Source organism: Butyrivibrio proteoclasticus P6B7 (genome assembly GCF_000622085.1).
In the GTDB taxonomy this organism is placed as follows: domain Bacteria; phylum Bacillota; class Clostridia; order Lachnospirales; family Lachnospiraceae; genus Butyrivibrio; species Butyrivibrio proteoclasticus_A.
In genome coordinates this window covers 24257-39675 of the sequence record NZ_JHWL01000003.1, presented here as the reverse complement: position 1 = coordinate 39675, position 15419 = coordinate 24257, and the positions used below count along the sequence as shown (strand labels likewise).

The following is a 15419-nucleotide window of genomic DNA, read 5'->3' as shown; positions in this document are numbered from 1 at the left end:
CTTTCACTTTATGCGCCTAAAGTTTCCGCATGATCCCTTTTTACATCTAATAGTTTACACACTGCTGCCTTTGTACCTTCATCTGCAGAGCGATAGGCAGTAACGAGAGCTTGCTCCTCTCTGGTTATGCCTAGCTTGATCGCTGCTGCATCTTCTTTCTCCTCACTCCATCCCATGAGATAACCAGGAGAGCAACGTAATACTTTAGCCAGTGGCTCAATGGCTGTGATAGGAAGCTTCTCTATCTCATTTGACTCATACCTATACACAGTAGCTCTGGATATATGAAGAGCCTCAGCAACTTGATCTGCGGTGAGCCCTAGTTCTTTCCTTCTGTTCTTGATAATCTCGTAAATTTCCATAGCATCCTCCATATGAAAATTATACTTTAAATGTCGCATATATGCAATATCACATCTAGTATATCAGAGAACAATTTATCAGAAATGCGAAAATATTTATTGACAAGATATTGTGGTAGTGATAATCTGAATACAAGAAGTCGCAGAAATGCGACAGGAAGGAGGACAAGAAAGCATGTGTAACACAATGAAGCTTAAGGGCAAGATAAGAGAAAACGGAATGACAGTTAAGGAGTTTGCAAGAGCTATCCACATTGACATAGCTACATTATACAGACGCTTTGAGAAGGGAGACACCTTTACAGTGGGCGAAGTTAGCAAAGCGGTAGAAGTATTGAAGCTTACAGAAGAGGAGGCGCTTGCTATTTTTTTGCCCTCAATGTCGCAAAAATGAGATTGCAAGGTAAATAAAAAGGGAAGGAGGTACACATGACAGATGATGATTTAAGAGGGCTGATCAGTAAGTACATGGAGATACGCCACGTTAAATCACTTGAGGCTCTGAGGGTACGCTGCGTGACAGTAAGTAAACCTACTTTCCTCAAGAAGTGGCACAACTTCAAGACGTTTACTATTGAGGAGCTGCTCAATATCTTTAACTACCTAAAGATACCTTATGAAGAGCGGCAGGATGTATTCAAGAGTTTAAAAGGATGAGGGAGATGAGAAGAAAGATACCTACGCTGATAATGGCGTGTGTGGTCGGTGGGATCTTTGGTATGTGTCATATGCAATCTGCTATGAGCGCTACTCCCTGGTGGGAATTAAATAAGCCAGAGCCTGTGATCTACGAGGTTGAGCTAGAGCCTATAGTGGGTACGCAGGTGGAGATAGAGGCAGTAACAGATTACATTGACGAGGACATACCTATAGAGATCCAGGAGGCTGCAAAGAAGTGGGGAGAGATATACGATATCTGCCCAGAATTTTTAGAGGCAATGGCATTCAAAGAGTCGAGCTATGATCCTGCAGTCAGCAATGGTAATTGTCTGGGGCTTATGCAGGTCAATCCGAGATGGCATGGAGACAGGATGGAGCGGCTAGGAGTCACTGATATTTACGATATTGATGGCAACATGGCAGTAGCTGCAGATTATCTGGCAGAGCTCTTTGAGAAGTACAAAGATCCTGCAGTAGTACTCATGGTATATAACGGAGACTCAAGGTGGGAAGAGAAAGGATACATAAGTGATTATGCACAGGCGGTACTTGATCTCTCAGCAGATCTTGAGAGGAAACATGGAAAGTAATAGAGCACCGATCTGCGGGTATCAGTGCTCTGAGGTTATCAAAACTGGATACAGTTTCAACACATTTATTTTAGCACGTAACTAAGGAGGTTATCAACTTTATGGGATCAACATTATATGAATTAACAGAGGAATTTTTAAATCTATTATCTATGGCAGAGGATCCAGACGTAGATCCTCAAGCCTTCAAAGATACTTTAGAAGGTCTTGAATACGAGGTAGAGCTTAAGGCAGACGCATACGCAAAGATCATCAGACAGGTAGAGGGAAACATTGCTACTGTAGACGCTGAGATCAAGAGACTGCAGGGTTTCAAGAAGCTCCTTGAGGGTAACGTAGATACAATGAAGGGCAATCTTGAAAACACCATGAAGGTTACAGGCAAGACAAAATTCAAGACTGATCTTTTTAGTTTCAGAATCCAAAAGAATCCTGCATCAGTAGTGATCGACAACGAGGATGATGTACCACCAGAGTACCTTAAGATCACACCAACAGTTAATAAGACTGCTATTAAGAAGGCTATTGAGAGTGGCGAGGATATTCCTTATGCACACCTTGAGCAGTCAGAGTCTCTTAGAATCCAGTAAGGAGGGTGCATATGGCTATTACATTTGAGAATATCCAGGAAGCAAACAAAGTCATAAAGACTATGCCTATCAAGAGATGGGATAAGAAAGCGGGTAAAGAGATCTCAAAAGACTACGCAGTAGTTAATGAGAGAGTGAAGGCATTCAGAATGCTTTACCCTACAGGAGCTATTGTTACAGATCTTCTCAATGATGATGGAGAGAGATGTGTATTTAAGGCTACAGTCTTTGATGATGCAGGCAAGGTACTGGGAACAGGCACAGCGTTTGAGCTTAAGAATGCTTCTAATATCAACAATACATCATACATAGAAAATTGCGAGACTTCTGCAGTAGGAAGAGCGCTTGCTATGTGTGGCATAGGGATAGATGTATCAATAGCAAGCTATGAGGAAGTTGCTAACGCAAAACTCAACCAGAAGGAGGAAGAGATGCAGCCACTACCACAGATTAAAGAGGATAAGCCTAAGAAGGCAGCAGCCAAAAAGGAAGCAGCACCTAAGCAGGAAGAGCAGCAGGAGCCTACACCAGAATCAGCACAGGCGCAGGGTGCATATCCTTCCAGAGAGGAAATGATCAAGATAGCATACGAGCATTATCCGAAGGGCAGCAGCCCTCATCAGAAGCTCCTGGCAAGCTTTGGAGTTAATGAGCTTGAAAAGGCTTCCACTGCCCAGTTAATGGCTGTGTATAGCAAGTATGCAAAGTGATTATGTGTACATAAAGGTTACCAATGATGTGTACGAGCTGCCTGTGTGTGTCCGTGATAATTTGACAGAGCTTGCAGAAGCCTGCGGATACACGAAGGGCAGCATAAAGTCAGAGATCAGCCACGCTAAGCATGGCAAAAAGACTTTGTTTTATAAGGTCTATGTAGGAGAAGAGGATGGATCTTAGTGGAAGCATAAAGGGTATGCAGATTGACTACTACACCAGAAAGACTCTGATCACTTTAGAAGTCAACGAGCAGCCAGTAGGAATAGAGAAGCTCATGGATAAGGTGCTGAGCATAAAGCTTACCCTCTTTAGAAAGAAGAGAAGCCTGGACTCCAATGCATATTTCCACGTGTTATGTGACAAGCTGAGGCAGACACTGGGCATATCAATGGCAGCTATGAAAAATGATCTGATCACTACTTACGGACAGATCTGGTACATGGATGATGGGCAGGCATTCATATATAAGACCAATGCCACGCCAGAGTTTATACGAGAGAGGGAAGAGGTACACCTTGAGCTCATAAAGATAGGCGAGGATGGAGCGTACTGGTACAGAGCTTACAGAGGATCTCACACATATAACACTGAGGAAATGGCAAGGCTTATACAGGGCACAGTAATGGAGTGTAAGGATCATGGTATCGAGACTGCTACGCCAGAGGAGATCGAGCGTATGCAGCGATTATGGGAGGGGCGATTACATGAACAAGGATCCAAAGATAAGGGGCAGATCATGCAGGAATAAGGGAGCCAATGGCGAGCGAGAGCTTGCTAATCTGATCAGAGATACCTGGGGTTATGAAGTAAAGAGAGGGCAATGCTTTAACCATCAGAGTGATCTTGTAGGGCTTCCTGGAATACACCCAGAAGTAAAGAGGGTGGAGAAGCTAAATATCTATGAGGCTATGGCGCAGGCTATTGAAGAGTCACAGAAGAGGGAGGACGGACTTCCTACAGTCTTTCATAGACGAAATAACAAAGAATGGTTAGTGACCATGAGGCTCACTGACTGGATGGATTTATTGGGGGCGTGGATAGATGTCAAAGAGAAGTAGCTTTGTTATATATGACTCCTGGGGCAAGATGATAAGAAACATGCCTGCGGAGAAGGCGGGAGAGTTAGTGCAGATCATGATTGCTCACGCCATAGATGGAGAAGAGATCACTACAGATGATCCAATGATATCTGCCATGTTTGCAATGATCAAAGATAAGTTAGATGAGGATGGAGCGAAGTATCTAGCTAAAGTAGAGAACATGAAAAACAACTCTAAAAACAATTCAGAACGAAATCGTACCGAAATCGAAACGAAATCGAAACGAAATCGTACTGAAAACAGTGGTGATACTGAATCTGTATCTGTATCTGTTACTGATACTGTATCTGTTACTGATAATGAGTCTCCTACGGAGACAAAAAAGAAAGTAAAGAAAGAAAAAGCACCCACGCTTACGCTTGATCAGATGGATAGCATGATTGATGAGTCCTTATTATCAACTCCTCTGCTTAGCAAGATCAAGGACTGGGTAAGGTACAAGCAGGCACGCAATGAGCCTTACAAAGAGATGGGCTTTAAGTCCTTGCTATCTCAGATCCATAAGTACGAGATGCAGGATGGAGTAGACGCAGTTATTGATGTTGTGGATCTATCAATGAGCAATGACTGGAAGGGAATTATCTGGGAGAAGATAGAGCACCATAACAAGGCACAACCTAACAGGGGGCAATCTGTAGATTGGAGCAAGGTATGACAAGGGATGAGACCAAGAAAATCATCATGGCAATGGCTGCTGCCTATCCAAACTATCATCCTATGGATCCCAGGCAGACAGTAGATACCTGGGCTGCTATGCTTGCAGACTATGACTATAACCAGATGGCAGATGCGCTGCAGAGATATATCCTCAGTGATCGCAGTGGCTTTGCTCCTTCTATAGGGCAGCTTGTGGGAATACTTGCAGAGAAAGATAACCAGTTCATGGAGCCACTGGCAGCCTGGGCGCTTGTGTTTAAAGCTATAGGCAGGTCTGGTTATGGATCTGTTGAGGAGTTTGAGAAGCTCCCGCCAGAGATCCAGGAGGCAGTAGGTAGTGCAGCTAACCTGTATGAAATGTCTCAGATGGATACTGGCACAGTGAATAGCGTAGAGCAGTCACACTTTATCAGTGCATACAGAGCAGTGATCAACAGACGCAAGGTAGATATAGCGCTCCCGCCTAAGCTCAGATTGTATGGCGGGCAGAAGCAGGAGGCTATAGAGGGATGAGAAGTATTATACCAGGTGACAAAGAAAATTGGTGTTTTATTTGTGGATCCTATGACAGGATCGAGGAACATCATATCTTTGGAGGATCAGACAGGCAGATCTCTGAGAAGTATGGGCTCAAGGTGCACCTGTGCAACGCTCATCATCATGGTACCAGTGGTGCTCATGGCAGAGATGGATCCAAGCTGCAGCAGTATCTGCATGAGACTGGGCAGCAGGAGATTGAGAAGAGATGGCAGGAGCAGGGGTTATCTGCAGACGAGGCGAGACAGAGATTTATGCGGGAGTTCAGAAGATCATATTTGTAGGGAGGATATATGCGGATACTCACAAAAAAGCAGCTCAAGAGAGCTGAGGATATTTTGACATACATGTATATCCAAAACCTGCAGGAGGGCAAGGGCTTAGAGGATTGTATAAGCATGAACAGAAAAATACAGTGGCTCTCTAAGGTTGTCCTGGGTAAGAAGGCAAAGGATATACCAGACATGGCGCACGATATTATGCGCAGGAGGCTTTATGAAAACAAAACCAAAGAAGAGCGAAGCGGCTCATAGGTGCTGCATATGTGACAACCTGGTAGGTGGCACGCCTGGGATAGATTTTCAGATAGTTGTCAATCGTGGTGATACTAAGTACTACTGCGAGAAGTGTGCTGAGAAGCTAAGGAGGGGAGAATGAAGAAGTTAAGTGAAATACTTGAGAGCAAGAGGATCATCACAGGAGTAGTAGCCTCAGACGGAGGAAGCGGCTTTATAAAATTTCCTCTGTGGCAAGGCACTGTTGTGTGGTCTACAGGAGCGGGATGGGATCACGTATCTGTATCTCCTTCCAGGAAGAGAGATCTGCCTACGTGGGATGATATGTGCAAGCTCAAAGATATCTTTTTCTACGAGGATGAGGCTGTGATCCAGGTACATCCACCAAAGGATCAGTATGTGAATAACGTAGACAACTGCCTGCACCTATGGAGATGCACATACAAGGAGATGGTGCTGCCTCCTAGTGTCCTGGTAGGGATCAGAGAAGGGCAGACACCAGAGGAAGTAAGAGAAGAGATCAAAGCTGCCTATGAGATGGCAGGAGAAAAATATTAAGGGGAGGATAAAGGAATGATCAAAGAAGTAAAGTTTAATGAGCTGCCAGATGTGAAGATCAAGGTGCGTTTCAATAACGCAGAGGATCTTGTAACTGCAGGCAAGCTTGGAGTGCTTGAGGTAGGATACGAGCTTGTGACAGAGGATATTGACGGAGTAGCAGTGTTTGAGGTTGCTGATATCCGTAAGAAAAAGATCATCCTCTGCAGGAAGTACCTGCTTAAAGATGAGAGAGCAATGGGCGCAGAGGGAGAGCTTCTTACCTGGCTTGATAATGAGTACTATGAGAGCTTGCCCACAGATCTCAAGGAGCTCATGAAGGCAAGGAAGGATAGCATGGTATTCCTGCCTAAAGAGGTTGAGGTATTTGGTGAGCATGTGTATAGCTCAGAGGAAGAGAAGGGCAGACAGTGGGAGATCTTCAAGAGAGTTAAAAAGAGGATCAGAGCTTTCTCTGCAGAGGATGAACACAGCAGGTGGTACTGGCTTGCTTCTCCTTATGTGAGCACCTCCACTGACTTCTGCGCTGTGAACGCGGCAGGAGCTGCGGGCAACACCAACGCTTCCGCTTCGCATGGCGTTCTCCCATGCTTCTGCTTATCGCTGCAGTAAGCAGCTATCTTTATAATCTGCCCTCCGCACAGGAGGGCACTATCTGAGGGGCAGTGATATGAAGGGGATTATAGAAAAAATTGTACTTGCCTGCGTCTGCGCATTCATGCTGTGGATTGCATGGATCGCATATGCGATAGGCATGGTGAGGTGACAATGGGTAATTTATTGTACATAGTACTGGGGATCTTATTACTCCTGCTAGGTTATATAGACTGGCAGGATGCAAAAGAAAATTTCTTTGATGAAGAGGAGGACGATAACAATGGAATTGAAAGACACAATCGAGATGATGCAGAGTGAGGACTACAAGGAGAGATTTAAGGCTGAGTACTACCAGTTAAAGATCAGACTTGAGAAGCTCCACGCAATGACAGTTAAGTATGAGGCAGGCAAGCTTGAGTTTAAGCCTACATGTTCACTAAATCTGCTGCTCAGACAGGAAGCTCACATGATCGAGTACCTGCGTGCGCTTGAGGTTAGAGCAAAGGTAGAAGGGATAGAGCTATGAGTAAGGTACAGGCGTACATAGTAGAGCACCATGATACAGACAATGCTGCTGCAGTCAAAATGACTGAGGATCAAAAGAAGGCACTTGAGTGGCTTATAGACTGGGCAGATCTGAATATATCAGTAGGTCTCCCTAATGACATGATCGCAGTAGATCTTGCAGGTAAGGAGTAGCAGATGTTTGTAATAGGTTTAGTAGTTGGGTTATTGGTAGGTGGAGCGTTCACGTATCCACTGGCAGCGCTTATGCTTGCTTCATCCATGCACAATAAGGAGGCAGAGGATGAGTAAGAGCTTGAGCGCATTCATGTACGGACAAAAGAAACTTGAGAAGGAGGTTAGGGAAGTTGAACAAAACAGTATTGATGGGCAGGCTCACGAAGGATCCAGATGTGAGATACTCGCAGGGGCAGGAAGCAACATGCATAGCAAGATATACCCTTGCAGTAGATAGAATGAAAACAAAGAATAACCAGGATCCAGGAGCAGACTTCATATCATGCGTGGCTTTTGGTAAGCGAGGAGAGTTTGCTGAGAAGTATCTCAAAAAGGGCATGAAGGTTGCGATCACAGGAAGGATCCAGACAGGAAGTTATGACGCAAAGGATGGGCATAAGGTCTATACCACAGATGTAGTAGTTGAGGAGCATGAGTTCTGTGAGAAGAGAGAAGGCGCTGCAGCACCTGCTGAGACTCAGCCAACTGCAGATGATGGCTTTATGAACATACCAGATGATATCCAGGAGGAGCTGCCATTTAACTGATAAGGAGGGGTGTATGAGTACTGTTGATGTATTGGAGTTAATACCTTATGGGCATGATAATGCAATTACCATGCATGAGCTTGAAGATCAGAGCGGGCTGAGCAATCGAGATATAAGGAAGGCGATAAGCAGCAGCAAAGATCTCATAATCAATCTACAGGATGGATATGGCTATTTTAAACCTCTTGATGATGAGGGGGAATTAGTGGAGATATGGAGAGCAATAACTCACTCAAGAGTAAAAGAGCTAACGAACAGAGAGAAGCAAGCAAGGACTTGGCTTAAAAAGTAAAGGAGTCAATAATGCCTGGTACGAGATTTAAGCAAGACGCTTATGCTAAGTGTCCGTACTATTGCAAGGAGACTCCTGTAGAGGTAAAGTGCGTTGGGATTTGCGGGGATCACACGCTACATCATTTTCCAAGTGGTGCTGCGAAGAGAGAATTTAAAGCAGACTTCTGCCAGGGATTTTACTGGAATTGTCCTTGCTATATAGCACTGGTAACAGATGGCAAGTAAAACTATGAAGCTCCTAGATGTAATGTCTAGGGGCTTTTTAGGGTGCTCTATATTTCCAGGTATCAAACCATGATAATTAAAGAAGGGCGTAAGAAAAATAATATGCTGACACCTAAGCAGGAAAGGTATGTAGAAGAGCTTGTAAAAGGAAAGAGCCAGAGAGAAGCATATAGAGTTGCGTATCCCAAGAGCCTTAAGTGGAAAGACGCTGCAGTAGACGTAAGAGCCTCGCAGCTTCTGAAAATAAATAAGGTATTCATAAGGTATAACGAGCTTATGGAAGAGGCTAAGAGCAAGGGCGGGGATGATGCAACGAGCATGAGGGCATTCATTATTGATCAGCTCAAGAGGATAGCCACAGGCGAAGGGCAGGATACTTCCGAGGTATATAACGCAGAGGGCGATCTGCTGCAATCAAGGAAGGGCTCAAGGCAGGTGGATAGAATCAATGCTCTTGCTAAACTGGCTGAGATCTATGGGATCAGTGCTGCAGAAGATAAGGAGTCATTCAGCATCATACTGCAGAAGTCGGAGGGCTACGATACATGAAGCTATATCTGGGAGAGCCTAACGAGAAGCAGAAGCTATTCCTCATGGATCATCACAAGCATGTTGGCTATGGTGGTGCACGTGGAGGAGGAAAGTCCTGGGCGCTGCGCACTAAAGCTATATTGCTATGTGGTAAGTTTGCGGGCATACGTGTGTGCCTGGTACGAAAGACTTACCCAGAGCTTGAGCAGAATCATATCGTGCCGCTCAAGTCCACGCTGCATGGCATAGCCAAGTACAATAAGTCGGAGAAGCAATTCACTTTTCCCAATGGCTCCATAATCAAGCTGCAGTACTGCAGGAATGATACAGACCTTGAAAACTTCCAGGGCGTAGAGTTTGATGTGATATTCATTGATGAGGCTACAAACTTCACAGAGTATCAGCTCAAGACTATAGCCGCCTGCTGCCGAGGAGTAAATGATTTCCCTCACAGGATATACTACACCTGCAACCCAGGAGGAGCAGGGCATGGATATATCAAAAGGATCTTTATAGATCGCAACTATGAAGAGGGCGAGGATCCAGAGGAGTACAACTTCACGCAGGCACTTGTGCAGGATAATGATGCGCTCATGGAAGCTGATCCAGATTACCTGCGCTTCCTTGAACAGCTACCACCAAAGCTCAAGAAGGCGTGGTTATATGGAGACTGGGATATCTTTGAGGGGCAGTTCTTTGAAGAGTTCACAGATAACCCAGATCATTACATTGACAGACAATGGACTCATGTTATTGAGCCCTTTGATATTCCCCCAGGATGGAAGATCTACAGGTCTTATGACTTTGGTTATAGTAAACCATTTAGCTGCGCATGGTGGGCAGTAGACTATGACGGAAGATTATACAGGATCCTGGAATTATATGGATGGACTGGTATACCCAATGAGGGCGTGAAGTGGAGTCCAGATAAGCAGTTTGCAGAGATCAAGAAGGTAGAGGAGCAGCACCCTTACCTTAAGGGCAAGCAGATAAACGGAGTCGCAGATCCTGCTATATGGGCAGCAGATACAGGCGAGTCGGTGAATGATGTAGCTGTGAGGCACCACATCTATTTTCAGAAGGGTGATCACCAGAGAATTGCGGGATGGATGCAGATGCATTACCGCATGGCGTTTGATGAGAATGGTATCCCCATGATGTATATATTCTCAAACTGCAAGGCATTTATAAGAACGATCCCTCTACTTATGTATGATGATACAAACGTAGAGGATCTTGATACAGAGCTAGAGGATCACGTGGCAGACGAGGCGAGATACATGTGCATGTCAAGACCTATCAAGCCGCAGCTAGGAGCTAAGAACATCAAAGCAGAGGATGATCCACTCAACATGAGAGCAAAGAGAAAGAAATCTATTTATGTGAGGAGAGGATAATGGCAAACAATAATGCACCTAACCAGTATGTGCAGAGAGACCAGAGATTTAACAGACCACACCGCACAGGCAATGTAAACAAGGAGAAAAACAATACAGACTTTAACAGAGGACTCAATGCAGGCAGTGAGAACAGCCTGCCTATGCAGCCCTCAGAAGATCAGATTAAGGCTGTCATGGCACAGGATGCACCCACGCAGCAGCAAAGACCATCCCCCACTGCAGCAGGTGCTCCTGTTCCTCCCCCCAGGCAGAGGGCATTGCCTATAGGACAGAACGAAGTGCGCAAGGGCATGGAGATCCTGCGGAAGTATAAGAAGGGCAAGCAGAATCTTGAGGATAAGATCACCCGCAATGAGAAGTGGTGGAAGATGCGCCACTGGGATCTCATGGAGACAGAGTACACTGCAGATGATCCTAAGCCTGCCAGTGGATGGTTATTTAATGTGATCATCTCTAAGCATGCAGATTACATGGACTCATTTCCTGCCTCAGATATCCTGCCACGTGAGGAGGGAGACGTAGAGGAAGCGCAGAGACTTTCCTCCATCATCCCTGTAGTCATGAGGCAGAACGATTACAAGAAGGTGTACTCGCAGGAGGCATGGTACAAGCTTAAGCATGGCACAGGAGTCTTTGGAGTATTCTGGGATAATCAGAAAATCAACGGACTGGGAGATGTAGCAATCAAGTCTATGGATCTGCTTTCAATATTCTGGGAGCCAGGAGTAACAGATATCCAGGACTCAGAAAACCTATTCACTGTAGAGCTTGTAGCCAATGCTAAGCTTGAGCAGCAGTACCCTCAGTGCAGAGACAACCTCTCAAGCACACAGGATACCCTCATCAAGAAGTACATGTATGATGAGTCAATAGATACTACAGGCAAGAGCGCAGTCATTGACTGGTATTACCATAAAGTGATCAATGGCAAAAAGACTCTGCAGTATATCAAGTTTGTAGATGATATCGTGCTCTATGCTACAGAGAACGATACGCAGGTGCCTACAGAGATCAAGCTACAGCCAGTACTTGACCAGGCAGGCAGACCTGTGCTTGATCAGATGGGGCAGCCAGTTATGACACAGGTAGAGGTACCTGTAGGCAAGAGCATGGCAGAGCGTGGTCTCTATGATCATGGCAAGTATCCTTTTGTATTTGATCCACTGTTCCCAGAGGCAGGCATGCCTGTAGGCTTTGGATTTGTAGATGTATGTAAGAATGCGCAGGCTTCCATTGACGTATATAACAATGCCTTTGAGAAGAATGTGCAGTTTGTAGCTTCACCCAGATACCTTACAAGGAATGACGGAGGTATCAACGAGGAAGAGTTCAGCAATCCTAATCAGCTCCTGGTACACACAGATGGAAACCTGGGAGAAGATAGCCTTGCTCCTATTAACACTCCTACGTTTATCAATGGTAACTATATTGAGATCTTGAATCATAAGATCACAGAAATGAAGGAGACTGCAGGCAACAGGGATGCAACAACAGGAGGCACACAGGCAGGCGTGACTGCTGCCTCTGCTATTGCAGCTATCCAGGAGTCTGCAGGTAAGACAAGTAGAGACCAGATCTCCACTACATACGAGACTCACAAAGAAGTTGTGTACCTGGTGATCGAATTGATCAGACAGTTTTACAATGCGCCTAGACAGTTCCGTATCGTAGGGCAGGGAGGCAAGCAGGAGTTCACAAGCTACTCCAATGAAGGACTGCAGCCACAGTACCAGGGCGAGGACTTTGGTGTAGACATGGGCTATAGAGTTCCTGTATTTGATATCGAAGTCAAGGCAGAGAAGGAGAGCGCATATACTCAGCTATCACAGAATGAGCTTGCGCTGCAGTTCTATAACCAGGGCTTCTTTAACCCTCAGTATGCAGACCAGGCACTTGCCTGCATAGATATGATGGACTTCCAGGGCAAGGGCTCAGTGATCGAGAAGATACAGAGCAATGGTACTTTGTATCAGAAATTCCTGCAGATGCAGCAGCAGATGTTACAGATGGCTGAGATGATTGATCTCATGGGCAAAGAGAGGGGCAAGGAGTACCACATGGCTGAGCAGATGGCAGACAATGTTAATGCTGAGCTTGATATGCAGGGAGCTCCTAGAGGATCAGCCCGCATGCCAGAGACTTCACTTGGAGAGTCTGAGGTAACAGCCAATGCCAGGGAGAGAGCAAACAATGCAACCACACCGAGGTAAGATATGACGCAGATTACTTATAATCTTTCAGATGATGAGTTCAGCATATTGTGCCAGGGGCACGCAGGATACGCAGACGCAGGCAATGATATTGTCTGTGCTGCGATCTCCACCCTCACGCAGACTCTCGTAAAACATATGGAGATCGTGGCAGATGAGTACCAGGCGCACGCAGATAAAGGAGAGCTCTTCTGCAATGCCAGAGGCGTAGTAGCTGTGGAGTGTTTTAAGCTTGTACTCACTGGGCTTAGGATGTTGCAGGCAAACTACCCACGATATTTAAAGATCGTGGAGGGGTGCACTATTTTTACAGATAATGATTTGAAATAATAATCATAGAAAAAAAGGTCGTGACTTACCACAGATGGAGAGAAAGGAGCTTTATGCCCTACAAAGATTTTGACCTTCAACTCTTTGGAGAGGAAGGCGCAGACATGGCAGGAGCCGATACAGGCTCAAGCGGGATCGCCACCGCAGACGCAGGAAATCTTGGAGCCGAAGGAGTAGCTACTGGAAGCACAGGAGAGCAGGTCGCACCTGCAGGCATGGATCAGAATGTTGAAACTGCACCACAGGCTGAGGAAACCTGGGATGATCTGATCAAAGGGAAGTTTAAGAAAGACTATGACAAAGCCATTAAGAGCGCTATTAACAAGCGCTTCAAGAATGACAGAGGGCTGCAGAGTCAGATCGACTCAATAGATCCTATTGTCAGAGCAATGGCAGATCGCTACGGAGTTAAGCCTAACCCAGATGGCTCAATCCCTATTGCGGCATTACAGGCAGCTATCGACAACGATAACTCTTTCTATGAGAAGGAGGCGTTTGAGAGGGGCATATCTGTAGAGGAGCTTAAGAGATCTAAGCAGATGGAGCGTGAGATCTCCATGCTTAAGAATCAACAGGCTCAGTCTGAGAGAGACAGACAGTGGCAGGAGGTTGTCACACAGGCAGAAGCCACTAAGCAGATGTATCCTAACTTTGACCTGGACGCAGAGATGAGCGATCCAAACTTTGGTAGGCTACTCGCCACCATGCAGAAGGCAGGAATGCCTAATGCAGTACAGACTGTATATGAGGTTATCCATAGGGATGAGATCATGAGCGGGGCAATGGCATTCACTGCCCAGAAAGTAGCAGCTAAGGTTGCGAACAGTGTACAGTCTGGGATGAGCAGACCTTCTGAGAATGGAGTGGGGCAGCAGAGCACAGCTTCCGTAGGAGCGGTAGATCCTTCTAAACTTACCAGAGCACAAATAGACGATATTAAAATGCGTGCTGCTCGTGGTGAGCGTATCATCTTCTGAGGCACGTAACACCATAGGAGGATTGAAAAATGAAAGATTTATGGTTTGATATTCAGCTCTTTGCGAATCCAAACACACAGACAACAGACAAGGCTACAACAGGGAATGATCTTTCCCCTACAATGAAAACATTCTACAAGACTTCACTTCTTGAGAATGCGAGAAACGAGCACTACTACAACCAGTTCGGACAGAAGCAGCCGCTTCCTAAGAATGGTGGTAACAAGGTAGAGTGGAGAAAGTTCGACACCTTCAAGAAGGCAACTACTCCTCTTACAGAAGGCGTAACACCAGACGGAAACACAGTAAACATGACAAAGATCGAGAAGGCTATCGCTCAGTATGGCGATTACACAACCATCTCAGATCGTCTTGAGCTTGAGGCTGTGGATCCTGTTATCGTAGGTGTAACAGAGGAGCATGGTGCACAGGCAGGTGATACCCTTGAGGTTATCACACGTAACGAAGTTATCACTGGTACTGTAGTAGAGTACGCAGGATCAAAGACTTCAAGAAAGACACTTACTAACAGTGATCTGCTCACAGCAACACTTGTCAATAAGGCTGCAACAGCCCTCAAGAAGATGAAGGCTCCTACAATCAATGGCAAGTACATTGCCATCATCCACCCATCAGTAGCTTTCGATCTCAGAGAATCTGCAGGATGGATTGACGTACACAAGTACGCTAACCCTACAGAGATCTACAATGGTGAGATCGGTGAGCTCCACGGAGTAAGATTTATCGAGGATACAGAGCAGAAGATCTGGAAGGGTGAGCCTCTCACAGAAGATGCAGCTAACCTCACAGTAGGATCAAACGTATCTGCAAGCACAACAGTACCTGTAGCTGAGGCTATTACCGCAGATGAGGCAGCAGCTCTCGCAGGCAGACCTATCCTTATCGGTACTGTATCTGCTACAATCGCAAGCGCTACTGCAGGATCAGCAGGCAACGCTTCACTCACAACATCTGCAGCAGTTACTGTATCTAAGGATGATGTTGTATATCCTGGCGAAGGTGGTGCAGGCAACGTAGCAGTATATGCAACTGTATTCTTTGGTAAGGATGCATGGGGCATTATCGAGCCTTCCGCAGAGTCTCTTGAGGTTATCGTAAAGCAGAGAGGTAGCGCAGGCACATCTGATCCTCTCGATCAGAGAAGCACAGTAGGTTGGAAAGCTTCTCATGCAGCACAGATCCTCTATGATGAGAGAATCGTGCGTGTAGAGTCTGGCTCAAGCTATGGCTCAGATGATGAAGCCAACTAAGAAGGAGAG

General features: G+C 45.7%; 28 protein-coding genes. 27 read left to right on the top strand and 1 reads right to left on the bottom strand.

Annotation, left to right across the window (positions count from 1 at the left end):
* Positions 1 to 8: 8 nt before the first annotated feature.
* Positions 9 to 362, bottom strand: coding sequence for a helix-turn-helix domain-containing protein (locus T541_RS0103370; protein WP_026651348.1), 354 nt, complete (start codon positions 360 to 362; stop codon positions 9 to 11).
* A 175-nt stretch (positions 363 to 537) separates the two neighbouring features.
* Here T541_RS0103370 and T541_RS0103365 point away from each other — a divergent pair, with 175 nt between their 5' ends.
* From T541_RS0103365 to T541_RS20505, 27 genes are all read left to right on the top strand, one after another.
* The gene (locus tag T541_RS0103365) at positions 538 to 756 is read left to right on the top strand and encodes a helix-turn-helix domain-containing protein (RefSeq protein WP_026651347.1); all 219 of its coding nucleotides are present in this window, start codon (positions 538 to 540) and stop codon (positions 754 to 756) included.
* 35 nt (positions 757 to 791) lie between these two features.
* The gene (locus tag T541_RS0103360) at positions 792 to 1019 is read left to right on the top strand and encodes a hypothetical protein (RefSeq protein WP_026651346.1); all 228 of its coding nucleotides are present in this window, start codon (positions 792 to 794) and stop codon (positions 1017 to 1019) included.
* A gap of 5 nt (positions 1020 to 1024) precedes the next feature.
* The gene (locus T541_RS20515) at positions 1025 to 1612 is read left to right on the top strand and encodes a lytic transglycosylase domain-containing protein (RefSeq protein ID WP_197025123.1); all 588 of its coding nucleotides are present in this window, start codon (positions 1025 to 1027) and stop codon (positions 1610 to 1612) included.
* 101 nt (positions 1613 to 1713) lie between these two features.
* Positions 1714 to 2202, top strand: a complete 489-nt coding sequence (locus tag T541_RS0103350) for a siphovirus Gp157 family protein (protein WP_034465916.1) — start codon at positions 1714 to 1716, stop codon at positions 2200 to 2202.
* 11 nt (positions 2203 to 2213) lie between these two features.
* Positions 2214 to 2912, top strand: coding sequence for a hypothetical protein (locus T541_RS18705; protein ID WP_026651343.1), 699 nt, complete (start codon positions 2214 to 2216; stop codon positions 2910 to 2912).
* Positions 2913 to 2916: 4 nt separating this feature from the next.
* Positions 2917 to 3099: a hypothetical protein gene (locus tag T541_RS0103340; RefSeq protein ID WP_026651342.1), complete on the top strand. Its 183-nt coding sequence runs from the start codon at positions 2917 to 2919 to the stop codon at positions 3097 to 3099.
* Positions 3089 to 3667, top strand: coding sequence for a hypothetical protein (locus T541_RS18700; RefSeq protein WP_051538068.1), 579 nt, complete (start codon positions 3089 to 3091; stop codon positions 3665 to 3667). Before T541_RS0103340 ends, T541_RS18700 begins: the two co-directional genes overlap by 11 nt.
* Positions 3624 to 3977 (top strand): hypothetical protein, encoded by a 354-nt coding sequence (locus tag T541_RS0103330; protein ID WP_034465912.1) that lies wholly within the window; start codon positions 3624 to 3626, stop codon positions 3975 to 3977. The genes T541_RS18700 and T541_RS0103330 overlap by 44 nt, the downstream gene beginning before the upstream one ends.
* Positions 3961 to 4674, top strand: a complete 714-nt coding sequence (locus T541_RS0103325; RefSeq protein ID WP_026651340.1) for a DUF6291 domain-containing protein — start codon at positions 3961 to 3963, stop codon at positions 4672 to 4674. The genes T541_RS0103330 and T541_RS0103325 overlap by 17 nt, the downstream gene beginning before the upstream one ends.
* Positions 4671 to 5189, top strand: coding sequence for a replicative helicase loader/inhibitor (locus T541_RS0103320; protein ID WP_026651339.1), 519 nt, complete (start codon positions 4671 to 4673; stop codon positions 5187 to 5189). Before T541_RS0103325 ends, T541_RS0103320 begins: the two co-directional genes overlap by 4 nt.
* Positions 5186 to 5497 carry a hypothetical protein gene (locus T541_RS18695; RefSeq protein ID WP_034465909.1) on the top strand — a complete coding sequence of 104 codons (312 nt, stop codon included), beginning with the start codon at positions 5186 to 5188 and terminating at the stop codon, positions 5495 to 5497. The genes T541_RS0103320 and T541_RS18695 overlap by 4 nt, the downstream gene beginning before the upstream one ends.
* 9 nt (positions 5498 to 5506) lie before the next feature.
* Positions 5507 to 5746: a hypothetical protein gene (locus T541_RS0103310; RefSeq protein WP_026651338.1), complete on the top strand. Its 240-nt coding sequence runs from the start codon at positions 5507 to 5509 to the stop codon at positions 5744 to 5746.
* Positions 5709 to 5870, top strand: a complete 162-nt coding sequence (locus T541_RS21330; protein WP_155839456.1) for a hypothetical protein — start codon at positions 5709 to 5711, stop codon at positions 5868 to 5870. Before T541_RS0103310 ends, T541_RS21330 begins: the two co-directional genes overlap by 38 nt.
* Entirely contained in the window at positions 5867 to 6286 is a 420-nt protein-coding gene (locus tag T541_RS18690; protein WP_034465907.1) for a DUF7694 domain-containing protein, read from the top strand. Before T541_RS21330 ends, T541_RS18690 begins: the two co-directional genes overlap by 4 nt.
* A 15-nt stretch (positions 6287 to 6301) precedes the next feature.
* The gene (locus T541_RS0103300; RefSeq protein WP_026651337.1) at positions 6302 to 6898 is read left to right on the top strand and encodes a DUF6273 domain-containing protein; all 597 of its coding nucleotides are present in this window, start codon (positions 6302 to 6304) and stop codon (positions 6896 to 6898) included.
* Positions 6899 to 7054: 156 nt separating this feature from the next.
* Positions 7055 to 7201 carry a hypothetical protein gene (locus T541_RS21575; protein ID WP_197025121.1) on the top strand — a complete coding sequence of 49 codons (147 nt, stop codon included), beginning with the start codon at positions 7055 to 7057 and terminating at the stop codon, positions 7199 to 7201.
* The gene (locus T541_RS0103290; protein ID WP_034465905.1) at positions 7164 to 7409 is read left to right on the top strand and encodes a crAss001_48 related protein; all 246 of its coding nucleotides are present in this window, start codon (positions 7164 to 7166) and stop codon (positions 7407 to 7409) included. Before T541_RS21575 ends, T541_RS0103290 begins: the two co-directional genes overlap by 38 nt.
* A complete protein-coding gene (locus T541_RS21325) occupies positions 7406 to 7582 on the top strand; it encodes a hypothetical protein (protein WP_155839455.1) in 177 nt (58 codons plus the stop codon). Before T541_RS0103290 ends, T541_RS21325 begins: the two co-directional genes overlap by 4 nt.
* Before the next feature lie 173 nt (positions 7583 to 7755).
* The gene (locus T541_RS0103275) at positions 7756 to 8172 is read left to right on the top strand and encodes a single-stranded DNA-binding protein (protein WP_026651335.1); all 417 of its coding nucleotides are present in this window, start codon (positions 7756 to 7758) and stop codon (positions 8170 to 8172) included.
* A gap of 13 nt (positions 8173 to 8185) precedes the next feature.
* Entirely contained in the window at positions 8186 to 8464 is a 279-nt protein-coding gene (locus tag T541_RS0103270) for a hypothetical protein (protein WP_026651334.1), read from the top strand.
* Positions 8465 to 8475: 11 nt separating this feature from the next.
* On the top strand, positions 8476 to 8691 hold the full coding sequence (locus tag T541_RS0103265) for a hypothetical protein (RefSeq protein WP_026651333.1): 216 nt from the start codon (positions 8476 to 8478) through the stop codon (positions 8689 to 8691).
* A 69-nt stretch (positions 8692 to 8760) separates the two neighbouring features.
* Positions 8761 to 9240, top strand: a complete 480-nt coding sequence (locus tag T541_RS20510) for a terminase small subunit (RefSeq protein WP_155839454.1) — start codon at positions 8761 to 8763, stop codon at positions 9238 to 9240.
* The gene (locus tag T541_RS18680) at positions 9237 to 10619 is read left to right on the top strand and encodes a phage terminase large subunit (protein ID WP_051538066.1); all 1383 of its coding nucleotides are present in this window, start codon (positions 9237 to 9239) and stop codon (positions 10617 to 10619) included. Before T541_RS20510 ends, T541_RS18680 begins: the two co-directional genes overlap by 4 nt.
* Positions 10619 to 12832 (top strand): hypothetical protein, encoded by a 2214-nt coding sequence (locus tag T541_RS18675; RefSeq protein WP_051538065.1) that lies wholly within the window; start codon positions 10619 to 10621, stop codon positions 12830 to 12832. The genes T541_RS18680 and T541_RS18675 overlap by 1 nt, the downstream gene beginning before the upstream one ends.
* Before the next feature lie 3 nt (positions 12833 to 12835).
* Positions 12836 to 13162: a ribosomal-processing cysteine protease Prp gene (locus tag T541_RS18670; RefSeq protein WP_034465903.1), complete on the top strand. Its 327-nt coding sequence runs from the start codon at positions 12836 to 12838 to the stop codon at positions 13160 to 13162.
* 53 nt (positions 13163 to 13215) lie between these two features.
* Positions 13216 to 14139: a hypothetical protein gene (locus T541_RS0103240; protein ID WP_026651332.1), complete on the top strand. Its 924-nt coding sequence runs from the start codon at positions 13216 to 13218 to the stop codon at positions 14137 to 14139.
* Positions 14140 to 14168: 29 nt separating this feature from the next.
* Positions 14169 to 15410 (top strand): N4-gp56 family major capsid protein, encoded by a 1242-nt coding sequence (locus T541_RS20505; protein ID WP_026651331.1) that lies wholly within the window; start codon positions 14169 to 14171, stop codon positions 15408 to 15410.
* Positions 15411 to 15419: the final 9 nt, after the last annotated feature.

Bases quoted from the DNA above. Each gene is read 5' to 3' on its own strand.
- T541_RS0103370 (WP_026651348.1), bottom strand. From the start codon at position 362: ATGGAAATTTACGAGATTATCAAGAACAGAAGGAAAGAACTAGGGCTC.
- T541_RS0103365 (WP_026651347.1), top strand. From the start codon at position 538: ATGTGTAACACAATGAAGCTTAAGGGCAAGATAAGAGAAAACGGAATG.
- T541_RS0103360 (WP_026651346.1), top strand. From the start codon at position 792: ATGACAGATGATGATTTAAGAGGGCTGATCAGTAAGTACATGGAGATA.
- T541_RS20515 (WP_197025123.1), top strand. From the start codon at position 1,025: ATGAGAAGAAAGATACCTACGCTGATAATGGCGTGTGTGGTCGGTGGG.
- T541_RS0103350 (WP_034465916.1), top strand. From the start codon at position 1,714: ATGGGATCAACATTATATGAATTAACAGAGGAATTTTTAAATCTATTA.
- T541_RS18705 (WP_026651343.1), top strand. From the start codon at position 2,214: ATGGCTATTACATTTGAGAATATCCAGGAAGCAAACAAAGTCATAAAG.
- T541_RS18700 (WP_051538068.1), top strand. From the start codon at position 3,089: ATGGATCTTAGTGGAAGCATAAAGGGTATGCAGATTGACTACTACACC.
- T541_RS0103330 (WP_034465912.1), top strand. From the start codon at position 3,624: ATGAACAAGGATCCAAAGATAAGGGGCAGATCATGCAGGAATAAGGGA.
- T541_RS0103325 (WP_026651340.1), top strand. From the start codon at position 3,961: ATGTCAAAGAGAAGTAGCTTTGTTATATATGACTCCTGGGGCAAGATG.
- T541_RS0103320 (WP_026651339.1), top strand. From the start codon at position 4,671: ATGACAAGGGATGAGACCAAGAAAATCATCATGGCAATGGCTGCTGCC.
- T541_RS18695 (WP_034465909.1), top strand. From the start codon at position 5,186: ATGAGAAGTATTATACCAGGTGACAAAGAAAATTGGTGTTTTATTTGT.
- T541_RS0103310 (WP_026651338.1), top strand. From the start codon at position 5,507: ATGCGGATACTCACAAAAAAGCAGCTCAAGAGAGCTGAGGATATTTTG.
- T541_RS21330 (WP_155839456.1), top strand. From the start codon at position 5,709: ATGAAAACAAAACCAAAGAAGAGCGAAGCGGCTCATAGGTGCTGCATA.
- T541_RS18690 (WP_034465907.1), top strand. From the start codon at position 5,867: ATGAAGAAGTTAAGTGAAATACTTGAGAGCAAGAGGATCATCACAGGA.
- T541_RS0103300 (WP_026651337.1), top strand. From the start codon at position 6,302: ATGATCAAAGAAGTAAAGTTTAATGAGCTGCCAGATGTGAAGATCAAG.
- T541_RS21575 (WP_197025121.1), top strand. From the start codon at position 7,055: ATGGGTAATTTATTGTACATAGTACTGGGGATCTTATTACTCCTGCTA.
- T541_RS0103290 (WP_034465905.1), top strand. From the start codon at position 7,164: ATGGAATTGAAAGACACAATCGAGATGATGCAGAGTGAGGACTACAAG.
- T541_RS21325 (WP_155839455.1), top strand. From the start codon at position 7,406: ATGAGTAAGGTACAGGCGTACATAGTAGAGCACCATGATACAGACAAT.
- T541_RS0103270 (WP_026651334.1), top strand. From the start codon at position 8,186: ATGAGTACTGTTGATGTATTGGAGTTAATACCTTATGGGCATGATAAT.
- T541_RS0103265 (WP_026651333.1), top strand. From the start codon at position 8,476: ATGCCTGGTACGAGATTTAAGCAAGACGCTTATGCTAAGTGTCCGTAC.
- T541_RS20510 (WP_155839454.1), top strand. From the start codon at position 8,761: ATGATAATTAAAGAAGGGCGTAAGAAAAATAATATGCTGACACCTAAG.
- T541_RS18680 (WP_051538066.1), top strand. From the start codon at position 9,237: ATGAAGCTATATCTGGGAGAGCCTAACGAGAAGCAGAAGCTATTCCTC.
- T541_RS18675 (WP_051538065.1), top strand. From the start codon at position 10,619: ATGGCAAACAATAATGCACCTAACCAGTATGTGCAGAGAGACCAGAGA.
- T541_RS18670 (WP_034465903.1), top strand. From the start codon at position 12,836: ATGACGCAGATTACTTATAATCTTTCAGATGATGAGTTCAGCATATTG.
- T541_RS0103240 (WP_026651332.1), top strand. From the start codon at position 13,216: ATGCCCTACAAAGATTTTGACCTTCAACTCTTTGGAGAGGAAGGCGCA.
- T541_RS20505 (WP_026651331.1), top strand. From the start codon at position 14,169: ATGAAAGATTTATGGTTTGATATTCAGCTCTTTGCGAATCCAAACACA.